Raw genomic sequence first — 21,402 nt, 5'->3', positions numbered from 1 at the left:
TTCTTAGTCAATCTGCTCTGAAGACCCGGACTTCCTTCCGGAACCTTTCAAAATTCTCTCTTGTGCAAAGCTGCGTGCCTTCCCGGATCAGCGACCCATCCGCGGCAATCACTCCATAACGGAGGATCTCCGAAAGCGGGAGGCCTTTTTCCATCGCCACACACATTCCGGCCACCATGGAATCTCCGGCTCCCTGTGTGCTTCTGACATCAATTCTGTCCGGCGGACAGATCCATGCCCCCTCACGGCCGACGATCATGGCGCCCTCCGCGCCCATAGACAGGCAGATGATCCCGACCCCTCCATCGATGATTTCTCCCGCCTTTCGCAGGATCTCCTCCCTGCCCGGATTTTCCAGGCCGAATGCCGTCTCAAACTCATACAGATTCGGCTTGATTACATCGGGACAGGCCTGGATTCCTTCCAGAAAAAGCTCTCCTTCCGCGTCCAGAATCACCTTTTTCCCAATCCTCCTGCACGCAGCGGTCAGATCTCTGTAAAATGAGGCTGGCACGCCCAGCGGTACGCTTCCGGTGATCACTACCATGTCGATCTCCGGATCCGACAGCTGTTCCATCAGCTGATCCGTGAACGCCCGTATGGTTTTCGCGTCCAGCGGATCTCCCTTCTGATTCAGCTCGGTCGTGACACGGTCTTCCTCGTTCATGACCTTGATATTTTCCCGGACCTCTCCCTCCGCCATATATGCCTCATAATGAATGCCGAGCGCCTCCAGCCCCTTCGAAAAATCCTGCCCGTTCTTCGTGTAATTGATACCGAAGGTCCGCACCGAAATTCCAAGCTGATTCAGCACGATGGAGACGTTAATTCCTTTTCCGGAAAAATCTGACCGCTTCGTCTGTACGCGGTTCAGCCCGCCGTAGGAAAATCCACGGATGGTGAGGGTTTTGTCGATACAGGGATTCATCGTTACTGTTGCGATCATGACTCCTCCTCGTCTCCCTCATACGCCGCAATCTTCTCCAGGTAATCATCGTCCGACAGCGTTTCCATCTCATCGAATGAAATGGTGTATTCATAGTTATTGATAATCCGAAGGTATCGGCTGTCCAGATCGATGATGTACACATAGTCCACGACATCTGCGTAGTCCTCGCTGTTATACAGCTTCATCGAGCCCTTTCTCCAGAGAAGCCCCAGGATATCGCCCGACCGGTCCGTTCTCGCGTCCGTCTGCGTCTCATCATAGGGAATGAACTGACACCCCTGGACAATCTCTGCGAACTTCTCCATCTCATTATTCCGAAGCCGCTCCTGCAGGAAATGCAGGATGTTCAGGCCGGTCATCGCCGGATGTCCATCCTCCGGTCCGAACTTGTCGATTCGTTTCTTGTCCTCAAGGAAAATATATACTGCGCTGGAAATTTCCATATCTGATTCCTTCCTGTTCATATATGTGGCAGCTGCGGGAGCTGCAAGGCAACAAAGCAGCTGAGTTATTTACGCGAACAGTGAGCCGCAGCCGAATGCGAAGTATTCGTGTGCGGCGAGCGTCGCGATAGCGAGATAAAACTCGCGCAGCGTGTTTTATCTCGTTCATATTCTGATGCACCATCCGCTGGGCATAGTGTTCTGTTATTATCTTACTATATATCGTCTGAATCTGGTCTGAAAATTTTATTTAGTCGAAATTGTCAGCTTCTGAGTGACTGCAGCAGCGGAAGCTCCCGGCGCACCTTGTCCACCAGCGGCAGGTCCAGATCCGTGATCTGCACGCCCTCCTTTTCATCCATCTCTGCCACGACATCTCCCCACGGTGAAACCACCATGGAATGTCCCCAGGACACGTAGGAAAAGGATGGATCTCTGGCGTCCGATGTCCCGACCATATAGCACTGGTTGTCGACCGCCCGCGAACGGAACATCAGCTCCCAGTGCGCAGGACCCGTGGTCATATTGAAGGATGCCGGAACCAGCACCACCTTCGCGCCGGACAGAACCATCTCGCGCACCATCTCCGGAAACCTGCAGTCAAAACAGATACAGATACCCATCCTGCAGAACTCCGTGTCGAAGACGGTCGCCCCCTTTCCAGCTGTCAGCGTATCCGATTCCCGGAAATGCTGCCCGCCCTCTACATTGATATCAAACAGATGCGCCTTCCTGTGCTTTGCGATCTGTCTTCCCTCCCGGTCAAACACATAGGCTGTGTTGTATACGCGGCCCTCTGCATCCACCTCCGGGACGGACCCGGCAGACAGATAGATCCGATGCCCTCTCGCCATATCAGAAAGCTGTCTCCAGCTTTCGCCACCTTCCGGCTCCGCGTATTCCGGAAAACAGGACGTCTCATAGGGCGTCGTGAACATCTCTCCGACCGTCACCAGATCGACTGCTTTCCCATCGAGTCCGTTCAGCTTCTCCGCCAGCATGTCCAAATTTTCCTGTTTGTTTTTGTACACATGCGATTGAATCTGCGCAATCCTCATCGATGTCCATCCTCCTATTTCGCCTATAACGCTTCTTACGCAGTAGGTGGCAGTAGGTGCAGTATGGCGCCATAATGAATCATATAGCCGTTTGTGGTTCCTCTGCTCTGCTGTACTTCTGTTTGCTGGTCTTCTGCTTTGCGGTTCTTTTGCCTTGCGGTTCTTCTGCTGTGCGGTTCTTTTACTTGCCTAATGATTTCGACACAAAATCAACCGGATGCTTTTGGATTTATTATTCCCTTATTCATTGTAGCCTGTGCGGCCGCCCTCTTCAACGGCTTACATGACTTTTTCTTTCTTCCTTAACACAAGATATAACAAATAATCGCGAATACAACAAGATAAACCAGATATCATCCCGATATCATTCATTTGTTCTTCCGCGATTCGAGATGTATATCCGGAACCAGACAAGCTTACTTTTAATTTTATGCTCCTGTCAAATATCATGGCGCCGTCTGTATGCCGCCTGTACAAGAAAAATGCGGTCTTATGACCGCATTTTTCTTGACTGATTTTCAGAGAATTTGCCTATCCTCAACGTATTTGTACGCGCTTTGTATTTGTACGCACTTTGTCTTGCTTACTCAAAGATCGGCTTCAGCGCTGCCGCGAGTTCTTCCTTCTCGGCCTCGGCCTCCGCAAGATCCTTTCCCTTTGTCGTATAGTACGCCTTGATCTTCGGCTCCGTGCCGGAAGGCCGCACAACAACGGAAGCGCCGTCCTCGAGACCGTAGATCAGTACATTGGCCTTCGGAAGGCCTGTCTTCTCAGGCTCCTCATAATCGGTGACGCTTACTACCTTCCTGCCCGCGAAGTCTGCCGGAGGATTCTGGCGAAGCTCTGCCATGATTCCCGCCATCTTGTCCATTCCGGAAAGTCCCGGGAACTCGAAGCTGTCCACCTTGTTCAGGTAACGGCCGTACTCCTTGTAGATTTCCTCCAGACGCTGTTTGATGGAGGAACCGATGCTTCTGTAATACGCCGCCATCTCGCAGATCAGCATGGATCCGATGATGGCATCCTTGTCCCGCACATACGGGCCGGCGAGATATCCGTAGCTCTCCTCAAATCCGAAGATGAAGCGATCCACTTCTCCGGCTGCTTCCAGCTGCGCGATCTGATCGCCGATCCACTTGAAGCCGGTCAGCGTATGTCTCAGCTCCACGCCGTAATGCTTTGCCACAAGATCCGCCAGCGGAGTCGATACGATGGACTTCACCGCTACAGGGTTCTTCGGCATGGTTCCCTTCTCGATGCGTCCGGCACAGATGTAATCCAGCAGAAGCACACCCATCTCATTTCCGGATACCAGCTCATAGGAGCCGTCCGGACACTTCATGGCAATGCCGACACGGTCCGCGTCGGGATCTGTCGCCAGCATCAGATCCGCACCGGTCTTCTTCGCAAGCTCAAGTCCGTATTTCAATGCCTCGAAAATCTCCGGGTTCGGATACGGAGCGGTTGTGAAATATCCGTTCGGGTACTCCTGCTCCGGAACAATCGTGATATCCGTGATTCCGATATCCTGCAGAACACGGGTAACCGGTACGAGTCCGGTTCCGTTCAGCGGAGAATACACGAGCTTCAGTCCCGCGGTCTTTGCAAGGCCCGGTCTTACCTGTCTCGCCTCGATCGCGGCATATAATGCCTCCTTGCAGTCGTCGCCGACGAACTGAATCAGCCCCTTCTCAACGCCCTCCGCAAAGGACATATACTTTGCGCCTGTCAGCACATCGGTCTTCTGGATCGAATCGTATACAACAGCAGCCGCGTCATCGGTCATCTGGCATCCGTCCGGTCCGTAAGCCTTATATCCGTTATACTTTGCCGGGTTATGAGAAGCTGTCACCATGATGCCGGCGTTGCACTTGTAGTATCTGGTCGCAAAACTCAGTGCCGGAACCGGCATCAGCTCATCGTAGATGCGCACCTTGATTCCGTTTGCCGCGAGCACGCCCGCCGCATCTCTTGCGAAATTCCATCCCTTCAGACGGCTGTCATAGCTGATTGCCACGGTCTGTGTTCCGCCCTGGGTCTTCACCCAGTCCGCCACACCCTGGGTGGCCTGTCTTACAACCCAAATGTTCATCCGGTTTGTGCCGGCGCCGAGCGTTCCGCGAAGTCCTGCCGTTCCGAACTGCAATTTCACCGCAAAACGATCCTTGATCGCCTCGTCATCGCCCTCAATATCACGAAGTTCCTTCTTCAGATCAAAATCAATGAGATCCGCATTTAACCAGCGTTTGTAATCGTCCTGATACATTTGATTCCTCCGTTCTTCCTTATCATTCCGGATATTTGCATGGGTCGGCTGCCGCCCGAAAACAGGGGATTCCCGTTCTGACTATCCTGTCGGAGCGCCTCCGTCTTTACTGGCAAAACCAACAAATCGGTTTTGAAGCAGGCACATATTTTCGTGCTTTTCATGCAAAATAATTTTACTGAATTTCGTATAGCTTGTCAAGGAATGGGCAGTTACTGGCAGGGGAGAATGGACAGTTACTGGCAGGGGATGGACAGTTGCGGGCAGGGGAGCAATCCTCCCCGGTTTTTTAGAATTCTTTTACCTCAAGTCCACACTTTCGACACAATTATCCCGTAATGTATTAGTCAGACAGCTGATAGACATACCGGCTGTCACATCTCCCCCCTCATTTTTAAAAAAAGACGTCGAAGTGAGTCAGAGTCGCTTCGGCGTTTTTGTGTTACAATTTAATTTATTAAAGGAGGAATACTATGTCAAGATACCGCCGGCGCAGACGCCGCTCTCATATATTCAGAAACGTTCTGCTCACACTCGTTCTGCTGCTCATTGTCGCAGCTGCTGTTCTCTATGTGAACCGCAGCCATGTTCAGAAGCTGGCCGCGGACGCGATCACGGATAAGCTCAGCGATACCATCACACAGCAGATCCTTGAGGCTGCCGGAAACAGCCCGGACTCCTCTGCCGTTCAGCAGGCGATTGGCTCCATCTCCGATTCCGACAAGGAAGAGGCAGCACAGATTCTGCAGAACCACCTGACGCCGTCCACCATTGCTGCCGCAGGCTCCTACATCCAGAACCGCGACTACGACGGGCTGATGCAGTACGCAAAAGAAAATCTCAGTACCGAAGAATATGACAGGCTTTCCGAGCTCTACGAAAAGTACGCGTCCCAGCTTCCCGGCTGACCGAGCAGAAGGAATCCCGCTGCTCCACCGACAGACCTGCAGGACAGCCGGTTCCAGGCCTCACAGCCCCGCCGGATCGCAGTGCCCAGGCTCACAGCCCCGCCGGATCGCAGCGCCCCGAGTCACAGGCATCCCCGAATCCGGATTTCCTTTTACGATCCGGAATTTAACTTCCCTTTAACGCACATTTAGCTGTCCGGTGATAGATTCGCACAACACCTTTTACTATCATAAAGATAGCAGGAGGTGTTACTTTGAATGCGACTACGAATACCATTTCGAATACTTCAAATACAATGATAAACAGTACAGCTAATACCAATAACACAATACGGAGGTTCCGTATCTTCTCCTCCCAAAAGCTGTCCCCGCAGAAGAGAATATCCATTATTGTGCGTCTGTCCTGCCTTTCATTTCTGGTGGTACTGTTCACCATAATCTGGAATCTCTGACATTATTCACAACATTTTCGCTTTTTCTCACGCCTCGTTTGTGCTAAAATTCTTTTCGTCGATGAATACTGACACTAATGAAAAGAATGGCCCTTCGCGGAAGAAAATCCTTCGATACAGCGCAGCTGACGAAGGTCATGCATAAATCCTGCCATACAGCACAGCTGAGGAAGGGAAAAGGCGAAAATTATGAAAAACAATTACAGAATCTTATCTTTATTTCTTGTACCCGCTCTTGCCACGGCGATGCTTGCCGGATGCGGCTCCTCCTCTTCCACCGAGGTCAGTGCCCAGACACAGTTATCTCCCGCGGCAGTTGACGCGAATTCTGATGATACTGCAGCGGATGCGGATCTGGTCTCCGACGCAGACTGGTCCGTCGACTCCGCGGATACAATTCTTGCTTCTATCCTGTCCTCAGATCTCTCCGACAGCAAGGTGGTCCTCGATGTTCCCGAGATTCTGCAGAATCCCGAGCTTCCCACCGGCTGCGAATCCGTTGCTCTTACAATCGCGCTGAATTCCCTTGGATGTGACCTTCAGAAAACAGACATTGCCGATAATTATATGGAATACGGCAACAACCTTGCTTACCAGTACGCAGGTGATCCCCACACAGAAAGCGGCGCCGGAGTTTTTGCGGGAGGAGTTGTGAACGCCGCCGAGAAGTACATCAAGGAAAAAAATCTTGACATCGCGGCCATCAACACCTCGGGCACCTCTCTGTCCGATCTGTGCAAGGTCGTTGCGGCAGGATATCCCGTCGTTATCTGGGGCACGATGTATATGTCGGATCCTCTGATCACATCGCAGTCCTATGAGTACGACGGATACACCTATACCTGGTATCAGAACGAGCACTGCATGGTTCTGGCCGGCTATGACCAGGATGCCGGAACCGTCGTGATCAGCGATCCCCTCTCCGGTATTGTAGTCCGGGACGCCGACGCGTATGAATCCTATTTCAACGGAACCGGTATGTACTCCGTTGTCCTGATGAACAAAAGCGGTGTGAAGAAAACCGATCTGGACACTTCAAAAACGGACTCCGACAGCAAGGGTACTTCCGGCTCCGACGCGCCCGACAATATCGACGACATTATCAGCAGCCGCCAGAATACCTCGGACTACTACTACAACCAGTATCAGTCCTATGGCAGTCAGCCCGGAGGAACCTGGTATGAGACATCTCCCGCTGTATCCGGGGATACGTCCGCATATGATGGTTCTGCCGCTTCCGGACGAGCTGCCGGCGGATCTGCCGCGAATCCACAGAATGCTTCCGACTCCGGAAATCAGCAATCCTCCGGCAGCGGTGATTCAGGACAGGCAGCCTCTCCGTCCGGCGGTAATTCCGGAACGAATACAGGAACCGGAGACGGGGTTTCCGGCGGAACAGGCGGCGGTGTCACGGCCGGAACTGCAGGCAGTGCCGGAACTGACGGCGGTGCCACGACAGGAGCAGGCAGCGGTGCCGCGACGGAGACCGGTGGCGGTGCCTCTGCTGAGACCGGTGGCGGAGCTTCAGCAGGGACAGGCGCCACAGAAAGCACAGGCGGCGCAGATTATTCAGCGCCATCTCAGGATGCCTCCGCAGCCACAGGAAACGCAGCCGGCGGGGAGTCCGGTTCCTGATTCCTCATCCTTTTTTTCCGTTCATTTTTCCCTGTTCTCCCCGGCTTCTTCCCGGCTCTGCTGCATCTCCAGAATCATCATGCTGAGCAGCAGATACATCCGGAGTTCCGGATCATCCAGATCCTCCTTCAGGATGCTCTGAATCTTCCCAAGCCGGTAGGTGATGGTATTCCGGTGGGCGTACATCTCGGTAGCGGTTCGCTGAATGGAACGTTCACTTTCCAGAAATGTCTTCAGCGTGTCGTATGGCTCGGTTTTTCCCTTTCGCACCTTCTGCTCCCACAGCCGGACCACCGCAGGATGGCAGGCACAGATCTTGTCCTGCATATCCGGCGCCTCGATGATGAACCGGCTGGCATAGCTTCCGAACCGGAAGATGTGCCGGAGAAGCTCATCCTCCTCCATCAGTCTGCTGTCCTTTCTTCCTGCCTCCAGCGCGTACACTGCCTGCCTGTACAGACACGGAATGTTCTCTATGCCGCGCACCTGCAGACTGAAGCTGCTGTACACGGAATTCTGCTCGGTAAACGACACGAGAAAAGTCTGGAAGACACGATCCCGATAGAGATTCCGGTTTGTCAGAATTATCACATACGGCGATTTCTGCATCACAAAACATCCCGAAAAATTGTGCATGATCGCATGCTCGATGACGTTTCTGGCCTTTGTGGGATTCATCCCGTTGTCCATCCCCTCCGGATCCAGCAGCGCGATCTCAAAGTTCTCATCCTCGCTCCAGCCAAAATGGGCGAGCTGCCGCAGAACTTTCTCCTTATCCTCTGAATGTTCAAAAAGATAATCATACAGCGGATTCTCAGGTCTCACCTGATTCTGCATCGCGATGCCGATATACGGCTGAAGAATCTGCCCAAGCCTGTCCAGAAGCTGCACATCTCCCGCATTCACCGCGTGGCCGCGCTCGACGACGGAAATCCTTCCGCACTCTGTATTGCCGATATACAGTGCCTTGGAAATGCCGTGAAACGAATTCTCCACCTTCTGCTTCCAGTGAAAAACCGAACAGCTCTCACGGTTCTCCGGTTCCAGATTCTCATATTCAATCTGATAGATACTGTTCAGAGATGAATAGCCGTAGCGGGCGATGTACTGCCACTCGGAATCCATGGATTCTAACTTGTCCACATGGCTCATGGCCAGAACCTTGGTATTCCCGTCCTGTATCAGAATCGGATTCCGGAAGATGAACTCCGTCTGCTCGATGATGTCCCTGTAGTTCCCTTTGCGGACATCCTCCTCTACCCTGGCCTCCCAGTCCTGATAATAGTCAAATACGCCCTGAAGGATCTCAAACGCCTCCAGAACACTCAGATTATAGATCTGGATACGGTCTCCATCTTCGCCCTCATAGACGACATAATCCTTTTCCGCATAGACATGCACACAGTTCGTTGCATAAGCCAGCCGCGCGCTGCTCAGAATCGGCCTGGCATCCTTATGAATCTCCGTCCGGATATCCATAAGCGGCGCCAGACGGTTGGCGATCATCCACATACTTAATTTCATTTTTTCTGCTCCATTTAAGCCTCACCCGCTTGCGCGGTATGTTGGCTGCTGTATAAGTTCTTCGAAAAAACAGACCGACAAAGCCGGTCACCTGCAGAATTGCAAGAGTGCGGAGCACGGAGCAATCCATAGCTTATACAGTTACTTAGATTTTCTGTATTTTAATATATAAAATATTACTCCCTTCTGTCATTTTGTGCAATAACGACCAATAGCGTGCCCTTCCGGACACGCTACCGTACCTGAAATTTTTATTTTTTTGTGCAGGCAATGAAGGGAACCGTCATCTCCTCTGCGGTCAGCCCCGCATAACTTCCGATCTTCTTTTTCTCCCGCTTCCTGTGCTTCCATCCGAGGCTCACGTTTCCGGCGGCAACCGCCAGATAGTCCCCGATAATACTGTACGTCTTCTCTCCGGGGTGCCCGGATCCAAGCAGCCCTCTGTCCAGAACCTCTTCCCGGCTCAGGAGAATAAAATCACTTCCGAACAGATCGCGGAAAACCTCCTCGAATTCAAGCTTCCTCCCCTGTCTGATATACAGGGCAGCTGCGCGCGGTTCTACGGAAGGGGCTCTCTCCAGAAGTCCGGCAAGATGCGGGTAATCCTCCAGATAAATCCAGTGCGTATCAATCATTCCGTGATCCGAGGTGACCACCACCAGCGAATCTGACAGATCTCCGGAGAGCTTTTCGATCTCGCGGTTCAAAAACCGCATCCGGTTGTGTGCCTTTCCGGATGCCGCGCCGAAAGTATGCATCTCCAGATCCGGTTCATCCCAAAACAGGCAGATATATTTCTTCCCGGAACCTGAAGCGATTTTCCGGATCCGCTGCATCGCCTGACGGAAGCTCCAGACTCTTTCACCCTCGCGGTGTGAGAGAAAATGTGTCTCCACCAGGGAATCCGCCTCGCGAATCCTGTCTGATAATCGTCGATACGGAATATACTTCAGCGGAACATTATAGTTCGCTGCCCTCTTCCGCGTCCCCTGCACCCGATTGCAAAAAAGTGAGATGTTTCGATCCACCTCGGAAAAATAAAGGTCTCTTCCAAGCCACGAATGCTCCAGCGGCGATTCCCCGCTCTGCAGCGTGGCGCATGCCGCGGCTGTCGACGAAGGAAAAACCGCCGACAGATCACACACTTTATTTGCCCGAAGAAAATCCGTCTCCGACAGATGCCGCTTCAGATTTGCGGTTCCCATTCCGGACAGAACAATCACAATCACGCGGTCCGCGCCCTGTCCCAGAAGCGAATCCATCTCCGGCAGTGTGGTATGTCCATAATCACAGACCCCGTAATATTTCAGAACGGAAGCTGTCAATGCCAGAAGGCTCCTGTCATAATCCGGATATCTGATCTCGCTGCTCATAATGCTCCTCTCAACCAGTTACTGATCACCTGCAGACGGCAAGATCATGATTTCACAGAACCTCTGTCAGAACATTACCGGCTGTGAGCTCTCTGTCCCGCAGATATGACGCAGACAGTAACTTTTCCTAATATTTTAACACGAAACTCTCTATGCTAATCATCTTTAGAGAAATATAATAAATCCCCCGGCCAGGCCGGGGGATTAGCTTACTTTTTTTCAGTTTTTCACAACTTCCGTCATCATTGCCTTCCAGCTTCAGATATTGCTGTCCTCAGACACCGGAAGCGCCGTAGTTGGAAAGCACGCGGGCGGACGGGTCGTTGACGTCGCAGCCCTCCCACTCCTTGTTCGGCATCCAGTACGCCGGAATCAGCTGATCCTGATCCGGGTAGTACTTCTCAAAGATCTCGCGGTAGAGAAGCGATTCTTTCGTAAACGGCTGCACATAGGTGTACTTCTGGATTTTTTCATGGAATTCCTCATCTGTGTAGCAGCTGTCCGCGTATTCAATGATATCGTTTCGAAGAGAATGTCCCACTGCGTCGGAGAATGCGGCCTTCTCACGCATCAGAATGCTGTGCGGGATGCACGCGTCCTTCTCGAAGGCGTGACGCAGGAGATACTTTCCGATTCCATAGGTGTTCAGCTTCTTCTCCGGATCAATGTGCATCACGTAATCCACGAAATCCAGGTCACCGAACGGAACTCGCGCTTCCAGCGAGTTCACGGAGATGCAGCGGTCTGCGCGGAGCACGTCGTAGACATTGATCTCACGGATCCGCTTCTCGGCTTCTTTCTGGAACGCTTCCGCGTTCGGCGCGAAATCCGTGTATTTATATCCAAAGAGCTCATCAGATATCTCACCGGTCAGGATGACGCGGATGTCCGTGTTCTCATGAATCCACTTGCACAGCAGATACATGCCGACGGAAGCGCGGACCGTGGTGATATCGTAGGTCCCGAGCGCTGCGATGACAGGATCCAGGGCATTGATGACGTCGTCTCTCGTGATGATGACCTCGTGATGGTTGCTGTGAATATATTCCGCGACCTCTCTGGCGTACTTCAGATCGATTGCGTCAATATCCATTCCGATGGCAAAAGTCTCGAGAGGCTTGTCCAGCATCTTTGCGGCGATGCCGCAGACGAGCGACGAATCCAGGCCTCCGGAGAGAAGGAAGCCGACCGGTGTGTCGGAATCCAGCCGTTTCCGGACTCCTTCGACCAGCTTGTCATGGATGTTCGCACTGATGGTCTCCGCGTCGTCGTGGCTGTAATCCCCGCCGACATATGACGGATCATGATAGGTGTGGAAATCGCCGTCTTTATAGTAGGTGCCCGGAGGGAACGGATAAATCTTGTCGCACAGACCGATCAGGTTCTTCGGCTCAGAGGCGAACAGGATCACGTGTCTGCTGTCATACCCGTAGTAAAGCGGACGGATGCCGATCGGATCCCTCGCGGCGATGTACTCGTCCGTGTCCGCGTCATAGATCACCAGCGCGAACTCGGCATCCAGTTTGCGGAACATGGAGACGCCGTATTCCTTATAGAGGGGGAGAAGAATCTCACAGTCGCTGTCTGACCGGAAAGTATACCCCTTCCGGATCAGTTCTTCCTTCAGAGGACGAAATCCGTATATTTCTCCGTTGCATACGCAGTAATTGCCGTTCAGTTCAAAAGGCTGCATTCCTTCCGGTGTAAGACCCATGATGGCCAGACGATTGAATCCGAGAAATCCCTTTTCTGTGTTGATCAGTCTGGAAGCATCGGGTCCGCGGGAGGTGGTTTTTCTCAGGGCTCTGGCAAGTGCTTCTTCCGATCCGCCTTCACTGCAATAAGCTAGTATACTGCACATAATCTCATCCTCTTTCTTTCATAATGTAAACAGCGCCACCTACGTATAAGATGTGGTCTGCTCCGTGCTCATACCTGTTGCCGCACACGAATACTTCGCATTCGGCTGCGGCTCACTGTTCGCGTAAAAAAAACAGGCAAAGATACTCTGCTGAAAGCATCTTTGCCTGTCATCAGTTTCCTATTCTATAAGAATAAGAGTCCTTTGAAAATACTTATTTTGAAGTATGTGTGATCCGGCTGTTCCGGAATCCGCGCATATCACAGCCGCCGCAGTCAGTACAGACTTCCGACTATGTACAACGCGTGGCGCGCCTCTTCCGGGGTGTGACGATTTTATCCTCACGCTTCTCTCATGTTGGTGTAGCCCATCAGATACTCGTCGACGCTGCAGGCGCATTTTCTGCCTTCGGTGACCGCCCAGACCACCAGGGACTGTCCGCGGTGCATGTCGCCTGCCGTGAAGACCTTCTCCACATTGGTCTTGTAATGGTCCGGCTCCGTTTCAACGGTGTTCCTCGCCGTAAGCTTCAGTCCGAAGGCCTTCGCCACATAGTTCTCGCACCCGGTGAAACCGGCAGCGATCAGAAGCAGATCACAGGGAAGAGTCTTCTCCGTTCCCTCAATCATGACCATCTTGCGGTTTTCAAATTTGACCCTGACGGTGACGATTTCCTTGAGGTTGCCCTTTTTGTCAGTGTGATATTCCTTGACTGTGGTCTCGTAGACTCTCGGATCATGACCGAACAGCCCGATCGCCTCCTCATGGCCGTAGTCGGTCTTCTTCACACGGGGCCACTGCGGCCACGGATTGGAAGCGCTTCTCTCCACCGGCGGCTCCGGCATCATTTCAAGCGCTGTGATGGATTTGCAGCCGTGCCGGATCGATGTTCCGATACAGTCATTTCCGGTATCGCCGCCGCCGACAACGACGACGTTTTTGCCCTTCGCGCTGATGAAATCCTTCTGCTTCAGAAGGGTCTCGGCATCGCGGCTTGCTTCGGTCTTCCAGACACCGTCCGTCATGCCGTGATCGAGAAGGCTCTTTGTCGTCGCCTTCAGGAAATCAACCGCATAGTAAATCCCGTGAATCTTGTCCGGATCCGCTCCCGCAAGGGCTCTTGGCTGCTTTGCGCCGCACGCCAGAATGATGGCGTCGTATTCCTTCTCGAGCTCCTTCACAGACTCCTCTCCGATATTCACACCGGTGCGGAAGACCACACCCTCTGCCTCCATCAGCTTCTGGCGGCGGCAGATGACGCTTTTGTCGAGCTTCATGTTCGGAATACCGTACATCAGGAGTCCCCCGATCCGGTCCTCACGCTCAAAAACGGTCACCGAATGTCCTCTGTGATTCAGCTCGTCCGCCGCGGCGAGTCCGGAAGGCCCCGCTCCCACGACAGCTACCTTTTTTCCGCTTCTGACCTGCGGAATCCGGGGCTGTATGTACCCTTTCTCGAAGGCGGTCTCAATAATGAACCGCTCATTGTCATGAATCGTCACCGGGTCCCCGTACTCGCCGTTGATACATGCCTTCTCGCAGAGCGCGGGGCAGACTCTTCCGGTGAACTCCGGGAAATTGCTGGTCTTGATCAGTCTGCTGAACGCGTGCCGGAAATGGCCGCGGTAGACCTGGTCGTTCCACTCGGGGATCAGGTTGTGAAGCGGGCATCCGGTCACCATCCCGTTCAGCTTCATTGCGGACTGGCAGAAGGGAACGCCGCAGTTCATGCAGCGCGCGCCCTGCTCCATCCGGTCCTCTTTTCCGAGGGGCACATGAAACTCCCTGAAATTCTGCACCCGTTCTTTTACCGGAACATCGGCATTGTCTTTTCTGCTGTATTCAAGAAAACCTGTCGCTTTACCCATCAGGACACCCTCCTTGTTACTTCTTCGAACGCCTCAAGTACGGCATTCTCATGCTTTACTCCCTGCTCCTCGTACTTTCCGATCGCCGTCAGCATTCTCTGATAGTCGTTCGGCACGACCTTCTTGAAGTCGGGAATCCATTTTTCAAAGTCAGACAGAATCTCGGCCGCCCGCTTCGATCCGGTCTCCTTCTCATAATCCTCCAGAATGTTCTTCAGCTCCTGGATGTCGTATTTGTCCGTAAGCTCCTGAAGGGTAACCATATCCTTGTTCATCCTGCGGTATAGGGTGTGGTCGGAATCCAGTACATACGCGATTCCGCCTGACATGCCTGCCGCAAAGTTCTTGCCCGTCGTCCCGAGGATAACGGCTCTTCCGCCGGTCATGTACTCCAGGCCGTGATCGCCGCATCCCTCCGCGACTGCCGTCACGCCGGAGTTGCGGACACAGAATCTCTCACCCGCAATACCGGCCACATAGACCTTTCCGGAGGTCGCGCCGTAGCAGGCGACATTTCCGATGATGATGTTCTCATCCGCACGGAAGGGAGCCTTCGGAGAAGGCACGACGACAAGCTTTCCGCCGGAAAGGCCCTTTCCAAAGCCGTCGTTCGCATCGCCTTCCAGATAGAGGGAGAGGCCCTTAGGAGCAAAAGCGCCGAAGGACTGTCCGCCGCCCCCTACCGCGTGTACAACGAAGGTGTCATCGTCCAGATCACTGCCGAATTTCCTGGTGATCTCGGATCCGAGGATGGTTCCAAATGCACGGTCCGTACTGGAAACCTTGAGCGTAATCTCCTGTCTGTCCGGTCTGCTTCCGGCTCTTCCTGAAAGGGCGTCTCTGAACTTCGGGAGAAGAACCGCCTCGTCCAGCGTCTTCTCCAGATGGAAGTTGTATACGTCCTTCTGGTCGAAGTGCGATTTTTCCGCGTGTGCGTAGGACGGATCCAGGATCAGGTCCATATTGACCTCTGCCGCGCGGTCTGTGATCAGATTGGTCCGCTTCTCCAGGCAGTCGGTCCGGCCGATCATCTCATCCACGGTGCGGAATCCGAGCCTTGCCATAATCTCACGAAGCTGCCTTGCGATAAAAATCATGAAGTTCATGACATATTCCGGCTTGCCTGCGAAGCGCTTTCTGAGCTCCTCGTTCTGCGTCGCCACGCCAGCCGGACAGGTATCCTTGGAGCAGACTCTCATCATCATGCAGCCCATGCAGATCAGCGGTGCTGTCGCAAAGCCGTATTCCTCTGCGCCGAGCAGGGCGGCGATCGCGACATCGCGGCCGCTCATCAGCTTTCCGTCAGTCTCGATGATGACACGGTCTCTCAGGCCGTTCTGAAGCAGGGACTGATGCGCCTCGGAGACGCCGAGCTCCCACGGCAGGCCGGCGTTATGGATCGAGGAGATCGGCGCAGCGCCGGTTCCTCCGTCGTATCCGGAAATCAGGATGACCTGGGCACCCGCCTTGGCTACACCGGAAGCAATCGTTCCGACGCCGCACTCGGATACCAGCTTGACGGAGATCCGCGCGTCCCTGTTGGCGTTCTTCAGATCATAGATCAGCTGTGCCAGATCCTCAATGGAGTAAATATCATGGTGCGGCGGTGGAGAGATCAGAGCTACGCCCGGGGTTGAAAATCTGGTTGCGGCAACCCACGGATAGACCTTCTTGCCCGGAAGATGACCGCCCTCGCCCGGCTTTGCGCCCTGTGCCATCTTGATCTGGATTTCAGCGGCGCTGTTCAGGTACGCGTTGGTGACACCGAAGCGTCCGGAAGCCACCTGCTTGATCGCCGAATTTTTCTCGGTTCCATATCTGGCCGGATCCTCACCGCCCTCGCCGGTGTTCGACTTGCCGCCCAGCCGGTTCATCGCGATGGCCATGGTCTCGTGCGCTTCCTTCGAAATCGATCCGAAGGACATGGCACCGGTCTTGAAGCGCTTCACAATGCTTTCCACCGGCTCTACCTCTTCCAGCGGAACCGGATCCTGCTTTGGCACGAATTCCAGAAGTCCGCGCAGGGTATGCGGTCTCTTGGAATCATCCACCATATCGGTATATTCACGGAACTTGTCGTAGTCGCCGGTTTTTACCGCCTGCTGCAGGGTGACGATGGTCTCCGGATTATACAGGTGATCCTCCTTGTCCTTGCCGCTTCTGAGATAATGGAAGCCTACGGAATCCAGAGAGGTGTCCACGGACAGGCCAAGAGGATCAAAGGCATGATTGTGACGGAAGGTAATGCCCTCTTCGATCTCCTTGACGCCAATGCCGCCCACGCGGCTCACTGTTCCGGTGAAGTATTTGTCGATAGTCTCCTTGTCCAGACCAATCGCCTCGAAAATACGCGCGGACTGATAGGACTGAATCGTAGAGATACCCATCTTCGCGGCTGTCTTTACGACTCCGCCGAGAAGGGCCTTGTTGTAATCGGCAATCGCGGTGTGATAGTCCTTGTCCAGCATGCCGATATCGATCAGCTCCGCGATGCACTCATGAGCCAGATACGGATTGATGGCACGGGCACCGAATCCCAGCAGCGCCGCGATCTGATGAACGTCTCTCGGCTCCGCACTCTCCAGGATCAGCGAAACGGCCGTTCTCTTCTTCGTGCGGACCAGATGCTGCTCGACAGAAGATACCGCAAGAAGCGACGGAATCGGGACATGGTTTTCATCCACGCCGCGGTCGCTGAGAATGATGATATTTTTCCCATTTGCATAGGCACGGTCTACCGTAATGTTCAGCTGCTCCAGCGCTCTCGCAAGGGAGGTGTTCTTGTAATACAGAAGGGAAACCACCTGTGCGTGGAAGCCCGGACGATCCAGCGACTTGATCTTCATCAGGTCGACGCCGGTCAGAATCGGATGGCTGACCTCCAGCATCGTGCAGTTGCCGCTCTTCTCATTCAGAAGATCGCCGTCCGATCCGATATATACGGTAGTATCCGTGACGATTTCCTCGCGGAGAGAGTCAATCGGCGGGTTGGTAACCTGCGCAAACTGCTGCTTGAAGTAGTTGAACAGAAGCTGATGCTGTCTGGACAGTACCGCAAGCGGAACATCGTGTCCCATCGAAGCGGTCGGCTCGACGCCGTTTTCCGCCATCGGAAGGATCGAATCCTTGACGTCCTCATAGGTATAGCCGAATACCTTGTAGAGGCGGTCTCTCATCTCCTGGCTGTGTACCGGGATCTTCTTGTTCGGAATCGGAACGTCCTTGAGTCTCAGCAGGTTGCGGTCCAGCCACTCACCATACGGCTGCCGGTGAGCATAGTATTTCTTGCAGTCGTCGTCGGAGATGATTTTCTTCTTCTTCGTGTCGACCAGAAGAATTCTTCCGGGCGTCAGGCGGGATTTCTTCACCACGTGTTCCGGCGGGATGTCCAGGACTCCCACCTCCGAGGAGAGGATCAGCCGGTTGTCATCGGTGATGTAATACCGGGAAGGACGCAGTCCGTTACGGTCAAGGGTCGCACCGAGCACATCTCCGTCGGAAAACAGAATTGCCGCCGGGCCGTCCCACGGCTCCATCATGGTCGCATAATAATGGTAGAAATCCTTCTTGTCCTCATCCATGAAGCGATTGTGGTTCCACGGCTCCGGAATGGTCACCATCATGGCAAGCGGAAGATCCATGCCGTTCATGTAGAGGAATTCCAGCGTGTTGTCCAGCATCGCCGAATCGGAACCCGACGCGCTGATCACCGGATAAATCTTGTCGATGTCTTTCTCCATGATCGGGCTGGTCATGGTCTCCTCACGGGCGAGCATACGGTCCATGTTGCCGCGGATCGTATTGATCTCTCCGTTGTGCGCAATCATGCGGTACGGATGCGCGCGGTTCCAGGACGGAGTCGTGTTTGTGGAGAACCGGGAGTGCACAATTGCAATCGCCGTCCGGTAATCCTTGTCCTGGAGATCGCCGTAGAACCGTCTCAGCTGTTTGACCAGGAACATTCCCTTGTATACGATGGTTCTCGATGACAGGGAGCAGATATAGGTATCATCGGAGCTCTGTTCGAACTCACGTCTCACAACGTACAGCTTCCGGTCAAATTCAATTCCTCTGGAGAGCTCCTCCGGCCGCTCGATGAAGCACTGCATAATATACGGCATGCAGTCCAGCGCAGCCTTTCCGAGGATGCCGGGATTTGTCGGAACCGTTCTCCAGCCGAGCAGCTTCAGTCCCTCCTTCTCCACAATGACCTTCATCATCCGCATCGCAAAGGTGCGTTTCATGGTGTCCTGTGGAAAAAAGAACATGCCGACGCCGTAATCTCCGGCGTCTTTCACCGCAATGCCCTCCTGCGCCGCGGCCTTGCGGAAAAAGTCATGACTGATCTGTGTCAGTATGCCGACACCGTCTCCGACTGTCCCGGTCGCATCCTTTCCGGCACGATGTTCCAGCTTCTCAACGATGGCAAGCGCATCGTCCAGAACCCGGTTGTCCTGGTGTCCATCAATGTTTACAACCGCACCGATACCGCAGGCATCATGATCCTTCTGAAGCTGTCGATACTTTCTGATATGCTGTGTATACTCATCCATACTTATTCTTCCTCATCTGTGCAGTCTGCAGGTAATGATCCCGCAGGATTTATGAGCTTCTGATTTTTTTATATAGTGATTATCATGGATATGCAAGCAGTTTTTGCGCCATTTGTTCTCATATTTTGCAGAATATCTGCTTGTAAATAATCATCCGGGCCGTTTCCTGTACTTGTCATGTACTTTATTCCGGGCGGGCTCCGCTTTCAATTATGGTTAAAATCAATTACCCTGCAAATCTGATTTTAAATACAGTTTTAGGAACTGCCGCGTTTTTACCCGCGACAGTTCCTGATATTCACGATGCATTCCATTCTTCTGGCGTCCGGATTCTGTGGATTTCCGTCCCATTCCAGATTTTCTTATCGAAGTGAGAAAAGAAGTTCTCCGTAGGTCGGATACGGCAGATATTTCTCCGGAACATAGATCTCCGCCGAGTCTACATAGCTGCGAAGGTTCTCCATATCCGTGAGGATCACGTCATGATAATAACGAGCGCCCTCAAGACCATCGCGCTTCTCTGCTTTTGCTGTATCCTCTGTCAGCTTCGCCAGAGCGCTTCCGATTTCTCCGGAAAGGCTGTCTAGCTTTTTCAGGATTCCGGTCTCATATGCGCCGCCCTCATCTCCGAGCAGTGCCTTCTTCTGCGTGCTTTCCTCCGTCAGATCCTTCATATACCCGAGAAGTCCGCTGGTGAAATCTTTCCGTACCATCTCCTCCATGGTAAGGGCCTCGATGTGCACGGTCTTGGAATAGTTCTCCAGGAAGATCTCATATCTGGACTCTATCTCTTCCTTTGTGAAGATTTTATGCTTTGTGAAGAGCTCCACGTTCTTACTGTCAAGCAGCTTCGGCATCGCGTCCGGAAGAGATTTCAGATTCGCGAGGCCTCTCTTCTCCGCCTCGGCAATCCATTCATCCGTATAGCCGTTGCCGTTGAACAGGATTCTCTTGTGCTCATCCAGAATCTTCTTCAGAAGCTTGTGAATCTCCGCGTCAAGATCCTCTGCCGCCACATCCTTGAGCACATCATAGATGCGGGAAAGAGACTCTGCAACAGCTGTGTTCAGGATAATGTTGGGGTCAGCTACAGACAGAGAGGAACCCGGCATACGGAATTCGAATTTGTTTCCGGTAAATGCGAACGGTGATGTACGGTTTCTGTCGGTCGTATCCTTGGTGATGTGCGGCAGTACATGAACGCCCATTCCCATCTTCGTCTTTCCGGTTCCCACAAAGGCAGTTCCGTCATCGATGGATTTCAGCACGGCGGCGAGTTCGTCTCCCACAAAGATAGAGATCACTGCCGGCGGCGCCTCGTTCGCTCCCAGTCTGTGATCGTTTCCTGCGGTTGCCACGGATACACGCATCAGATCCTGATAATCATCGACCGCCTCGATAACAGCCATCAGAAATACCAGGAACTGGGTATTCTCCGCCGGTGTTCTGCCTGGATCCAGAAGGTTCTCGCCCGTATCGGTGACAATGGACCAGTTGTTGTGCTTGCCGGATCCGTTAATTCCCTCGAAAGGTTTCTCGTGAAGCAGGCATGCATAATGATGCTTGTCCGCCACCTTCTTCATGACCTCCATCGTCAGCTGGTTGTGATCCACCGCGACGTTGGCAGTTTCAAATACAGGTGCCAGCTCATGCTGAGAGGGCGCAACCTCGTTGTGCTTTGTCTTCGCCGGAACGCCGAGCTTCCAGAGCTCCTGTTCAAGATCATGCATGTATTCGGATACCTTCGGTTTCAGAACGCCGAAATAGTGATCCTCCATCTCCTGCCCCTTCGGTGCCGGAGCTCCGATCAGGGTGCGTCCGCACATCAGGAGATCCTTTCTCTGAAGGTACATATCCTTGTCGATCAGGAAATACTCCTGCTCGGAACCAACGGTGGTGTCAACATGTGTAACCTTCTCATTTCCGAGAAGATGAAGAACCTTGACCGCCTCCTTGGACAGTGCTTCCATGGAACGCAGAAGCGGGGTTTTCTTGTCCAGAGCTTCTCCGCCAAAGGAACAGAAGGCCGTCGGAATATAGAGAGATCCGTCCTTAATGAATGCCGGTGAAGAAGGATCCCACGCGGTATAGCCGCGCGCCTCAAAGGTCGCCCTGAGGCCGCCTGACGGGAAGCTGGAAGCATCCGGCTCGCCCTTTACCAGCTCTTTTCCGGAAAACTCCATGATTACCTTGCCGTCTCCGGTCGGAGAGATGAAGCTGTCGTGCTTCTCAGCCGTAAGTCCGGTCATCGGCTGGAACCAGTGTGTGAAATGCGTCGCGCCATGCTCGATCGCCCACTCCTTCATCACCGCCGCAACCGTATTCGCCACGTCGAGCTCCAGATGGCTGCCGTTTTTAATTGTCTTATGAACCGCCTTATACACGTCCTTCGGCAGACGTTCCTTCATAACCTGATCGTTGAATACCAGGCTGCCGAAGATTTCAGGAACGGATTTCACAAAATCAAGTCTTTTTTCTTCCAATTTTTCTACCTCCTATTCCGGGAATGCAT

12 protein-coding genes are annotated in these 21,402 nt (G+C 53.2%); 2 read left to right on the top strand and 10 right to left on the bottom strand.

All coding sequences use genetic code 11. The features are described from left to right. Positions 1-7 precede the first annotated feature (7 nt). The 4 genes from ACTQZS_RS13135 to ACTQZS_RS13120 all read right to left on the bottom strand — a co-directional run bounded on the left by ACTQZS_RS13135 (position 8) and on the right by ACTQZS_RS13120 (position 4,716). The gene (locus ACTQZS_RS13135) at positions 8-946 is read right to left on the bottom strand and encodes a 1-phosphofructokinase family hexose kinase (RefSeq protein ID WP_441476208.1); all 939 of its coding nucleotides are present in this window, start codon (positions 944-946) and stop codon (positions 8-10) included. Then, positions 943-1,392: a hypothetical protein gene (locus tag ACTQZS_RS13130; protein WP_441476207.1), complete on the bottom strand. Its 450-nt coding sequence runs from the start codon at positions 1,390-1,392 to the stop codon at positions 943-945. The genes ACTQZS_RS13135 and ACTQZS_RS13130 overlap by 4 nt, the downstream gene beginning before the upstream one ends. A gap of 263 nt (positions 1,393-1,655) precedes the next feature. Further along, positions 1,656-2,450, bottom strand: coding sequence for a carbon-nitrogen hydrolase family protein (locus ACTQZS_RS13125; protein ID WP_441476206.1), 795 nt, complete (start codon positions 2,448-2,450; stop codon positions 1,656-1,658). A gap of 583 nt (positions 2,451-3,033) precedes the next feature. Beyond that, positions 3,034-4,716 (bottom strand): phospho-sugar mutase, encoded by a 1,683-nt coding sequence (locus tag ACTQZS_RS13120; RefSeq protein ID WP_441476205.1) that lies wholly within the window; start codon positions 4,714-4,716, stop codon positions 3,034-3,036. Positions 4,717-5,189: 473 nt separating this feature from the next. Here ACTQZS_RS13120 and ACTQZS_RS13115 point away from each other — a divergent pair, with 473 nt between their 5' ends. Together ACTQZS_RS13115 and ACTQZS_RS13110 are read left to right on the top strand one after the other, a co-directional pair. Further along, the gene (locus ACTQZS_RS13115; RefSeq protein ID WP_441476204.1) at positions 5,190-5,624 is read left to right on the top strand and encodes a hypothetical protein; all 435 of its coding nucleotides are present in this window, start codon (positions 5,190-5,192) and stop codon (positions 5,622-5,624) included. 641 nt (positions 5,625-6,265) lie between these two features. After that, positions 6,266-7,711, top strand: a complete 1,446-nt coding sequence (locus tag ACTQZS_RS13110) for a C39 family peptidase (protein WP_441476203.1) — start codon at positions 6,266-6,268, stop codon at positions 7,709-7,711. 21 nt (positions 7,712-7,732) lie between these two features. On the opposite strand, the gene ACTQZS_RS13105 is transcribed toward ACTQZS_RS13110, so the two are convergent. From ACTQZS_RS13105 to ACTQZS_RS13080, 6 genes are all read right to left on the bottom strand, one after another. Continuing rightward, positions 7,733-9,235 carry a PucR family transcriptional regulator gene (locus ACTQZS_RS13105; protein WP_441476202.1) on the bottom strand — a complete coding sequence of 501 codons (1,503 nt, stop codon included), beginning with the start codon at positions 9,233-9,235 and terminating at the stop codon, positions 7,733-7,735. Positions 9,236-9,486: 251 nt separating this feature from the next. Then, a complete protein-coding gene (locus ACTQZS_RS13100) occupies positions 9,487-10,608 on the bottom strand; it encodes an alkaline phosphatase family protein (protein ID WP_441476201.1) in 1,122 nt (373 codons plus the stop codon). Positions 10,609-10,882: 274 nt separating this feature from the next. Then, positions 10,883-12,469: an asparagine synthase B gene (gene asnB / locus ACTQZS_RS13095; protein ID WP_441476200.1), complete on the bottom strand. Its 1,587-nt coding sequence runs from the start codon at positions 12,467-12,469 to the stop codon at positions 10,883-10,885. A gap of 341 nt (positions 12,470-12,810) precedes the next feature. After that, entirely contained in the window at positions 12,811-14,337 is a 1,527-nt protein-coding gene (locus ACTQZS_RS13090) for a glutamate synthase subunit beta (RefSeq protein WP_441100502.1), read from the bottom strand. Next, the gene (gene gltB / locus ACTQZS_RS13085) at positions 14,337-18,890 is read right to left on the bottom strand and encodes a glutamate synthase large subunit (protein WP_441476199.1); all 4,554 of its coding nucleotides are present in this window, start codon (positions 18,888-18,890) and stop codon (positions 14,337-14,339) included. The genes ACTQZS_RS13090 and gltB overlap by 1 nt, the downstream gene beginning before the upstream one ends. 362 nt (positions 18,891-19,252) lie before the next feature. After that, positions 19,253-21,298 carry a glutamine synthetase III family protein gene (locus ACTQZS_RS13080; RefSeq protein WP_441476212.1) on the bottom strand — a complete coding sequence of 682 codons (2,046 nt, stop codon included), beginning with the start codon at positions 21,296-21,298 and terminating at the stop codon, positions 19,253-19,255. Between the last annotated feature and the right edge of the window lie 104 nt (positions 21,299-21,402).

Origin of the sequence: Bilifractor sp. LCP19S3_H10, assembly GCF_052119185.1 — a bacterium.
In the GTDB taxonomy this organism is placed as follows: domain Bacteria; phylum Bacillota; class Clostridia; order Lachnospirales; family Lachnospiraceae; genus Bilifractor.
This window is presented reverse-complemented; position numbering and strand designations above follow the sequence as displayed.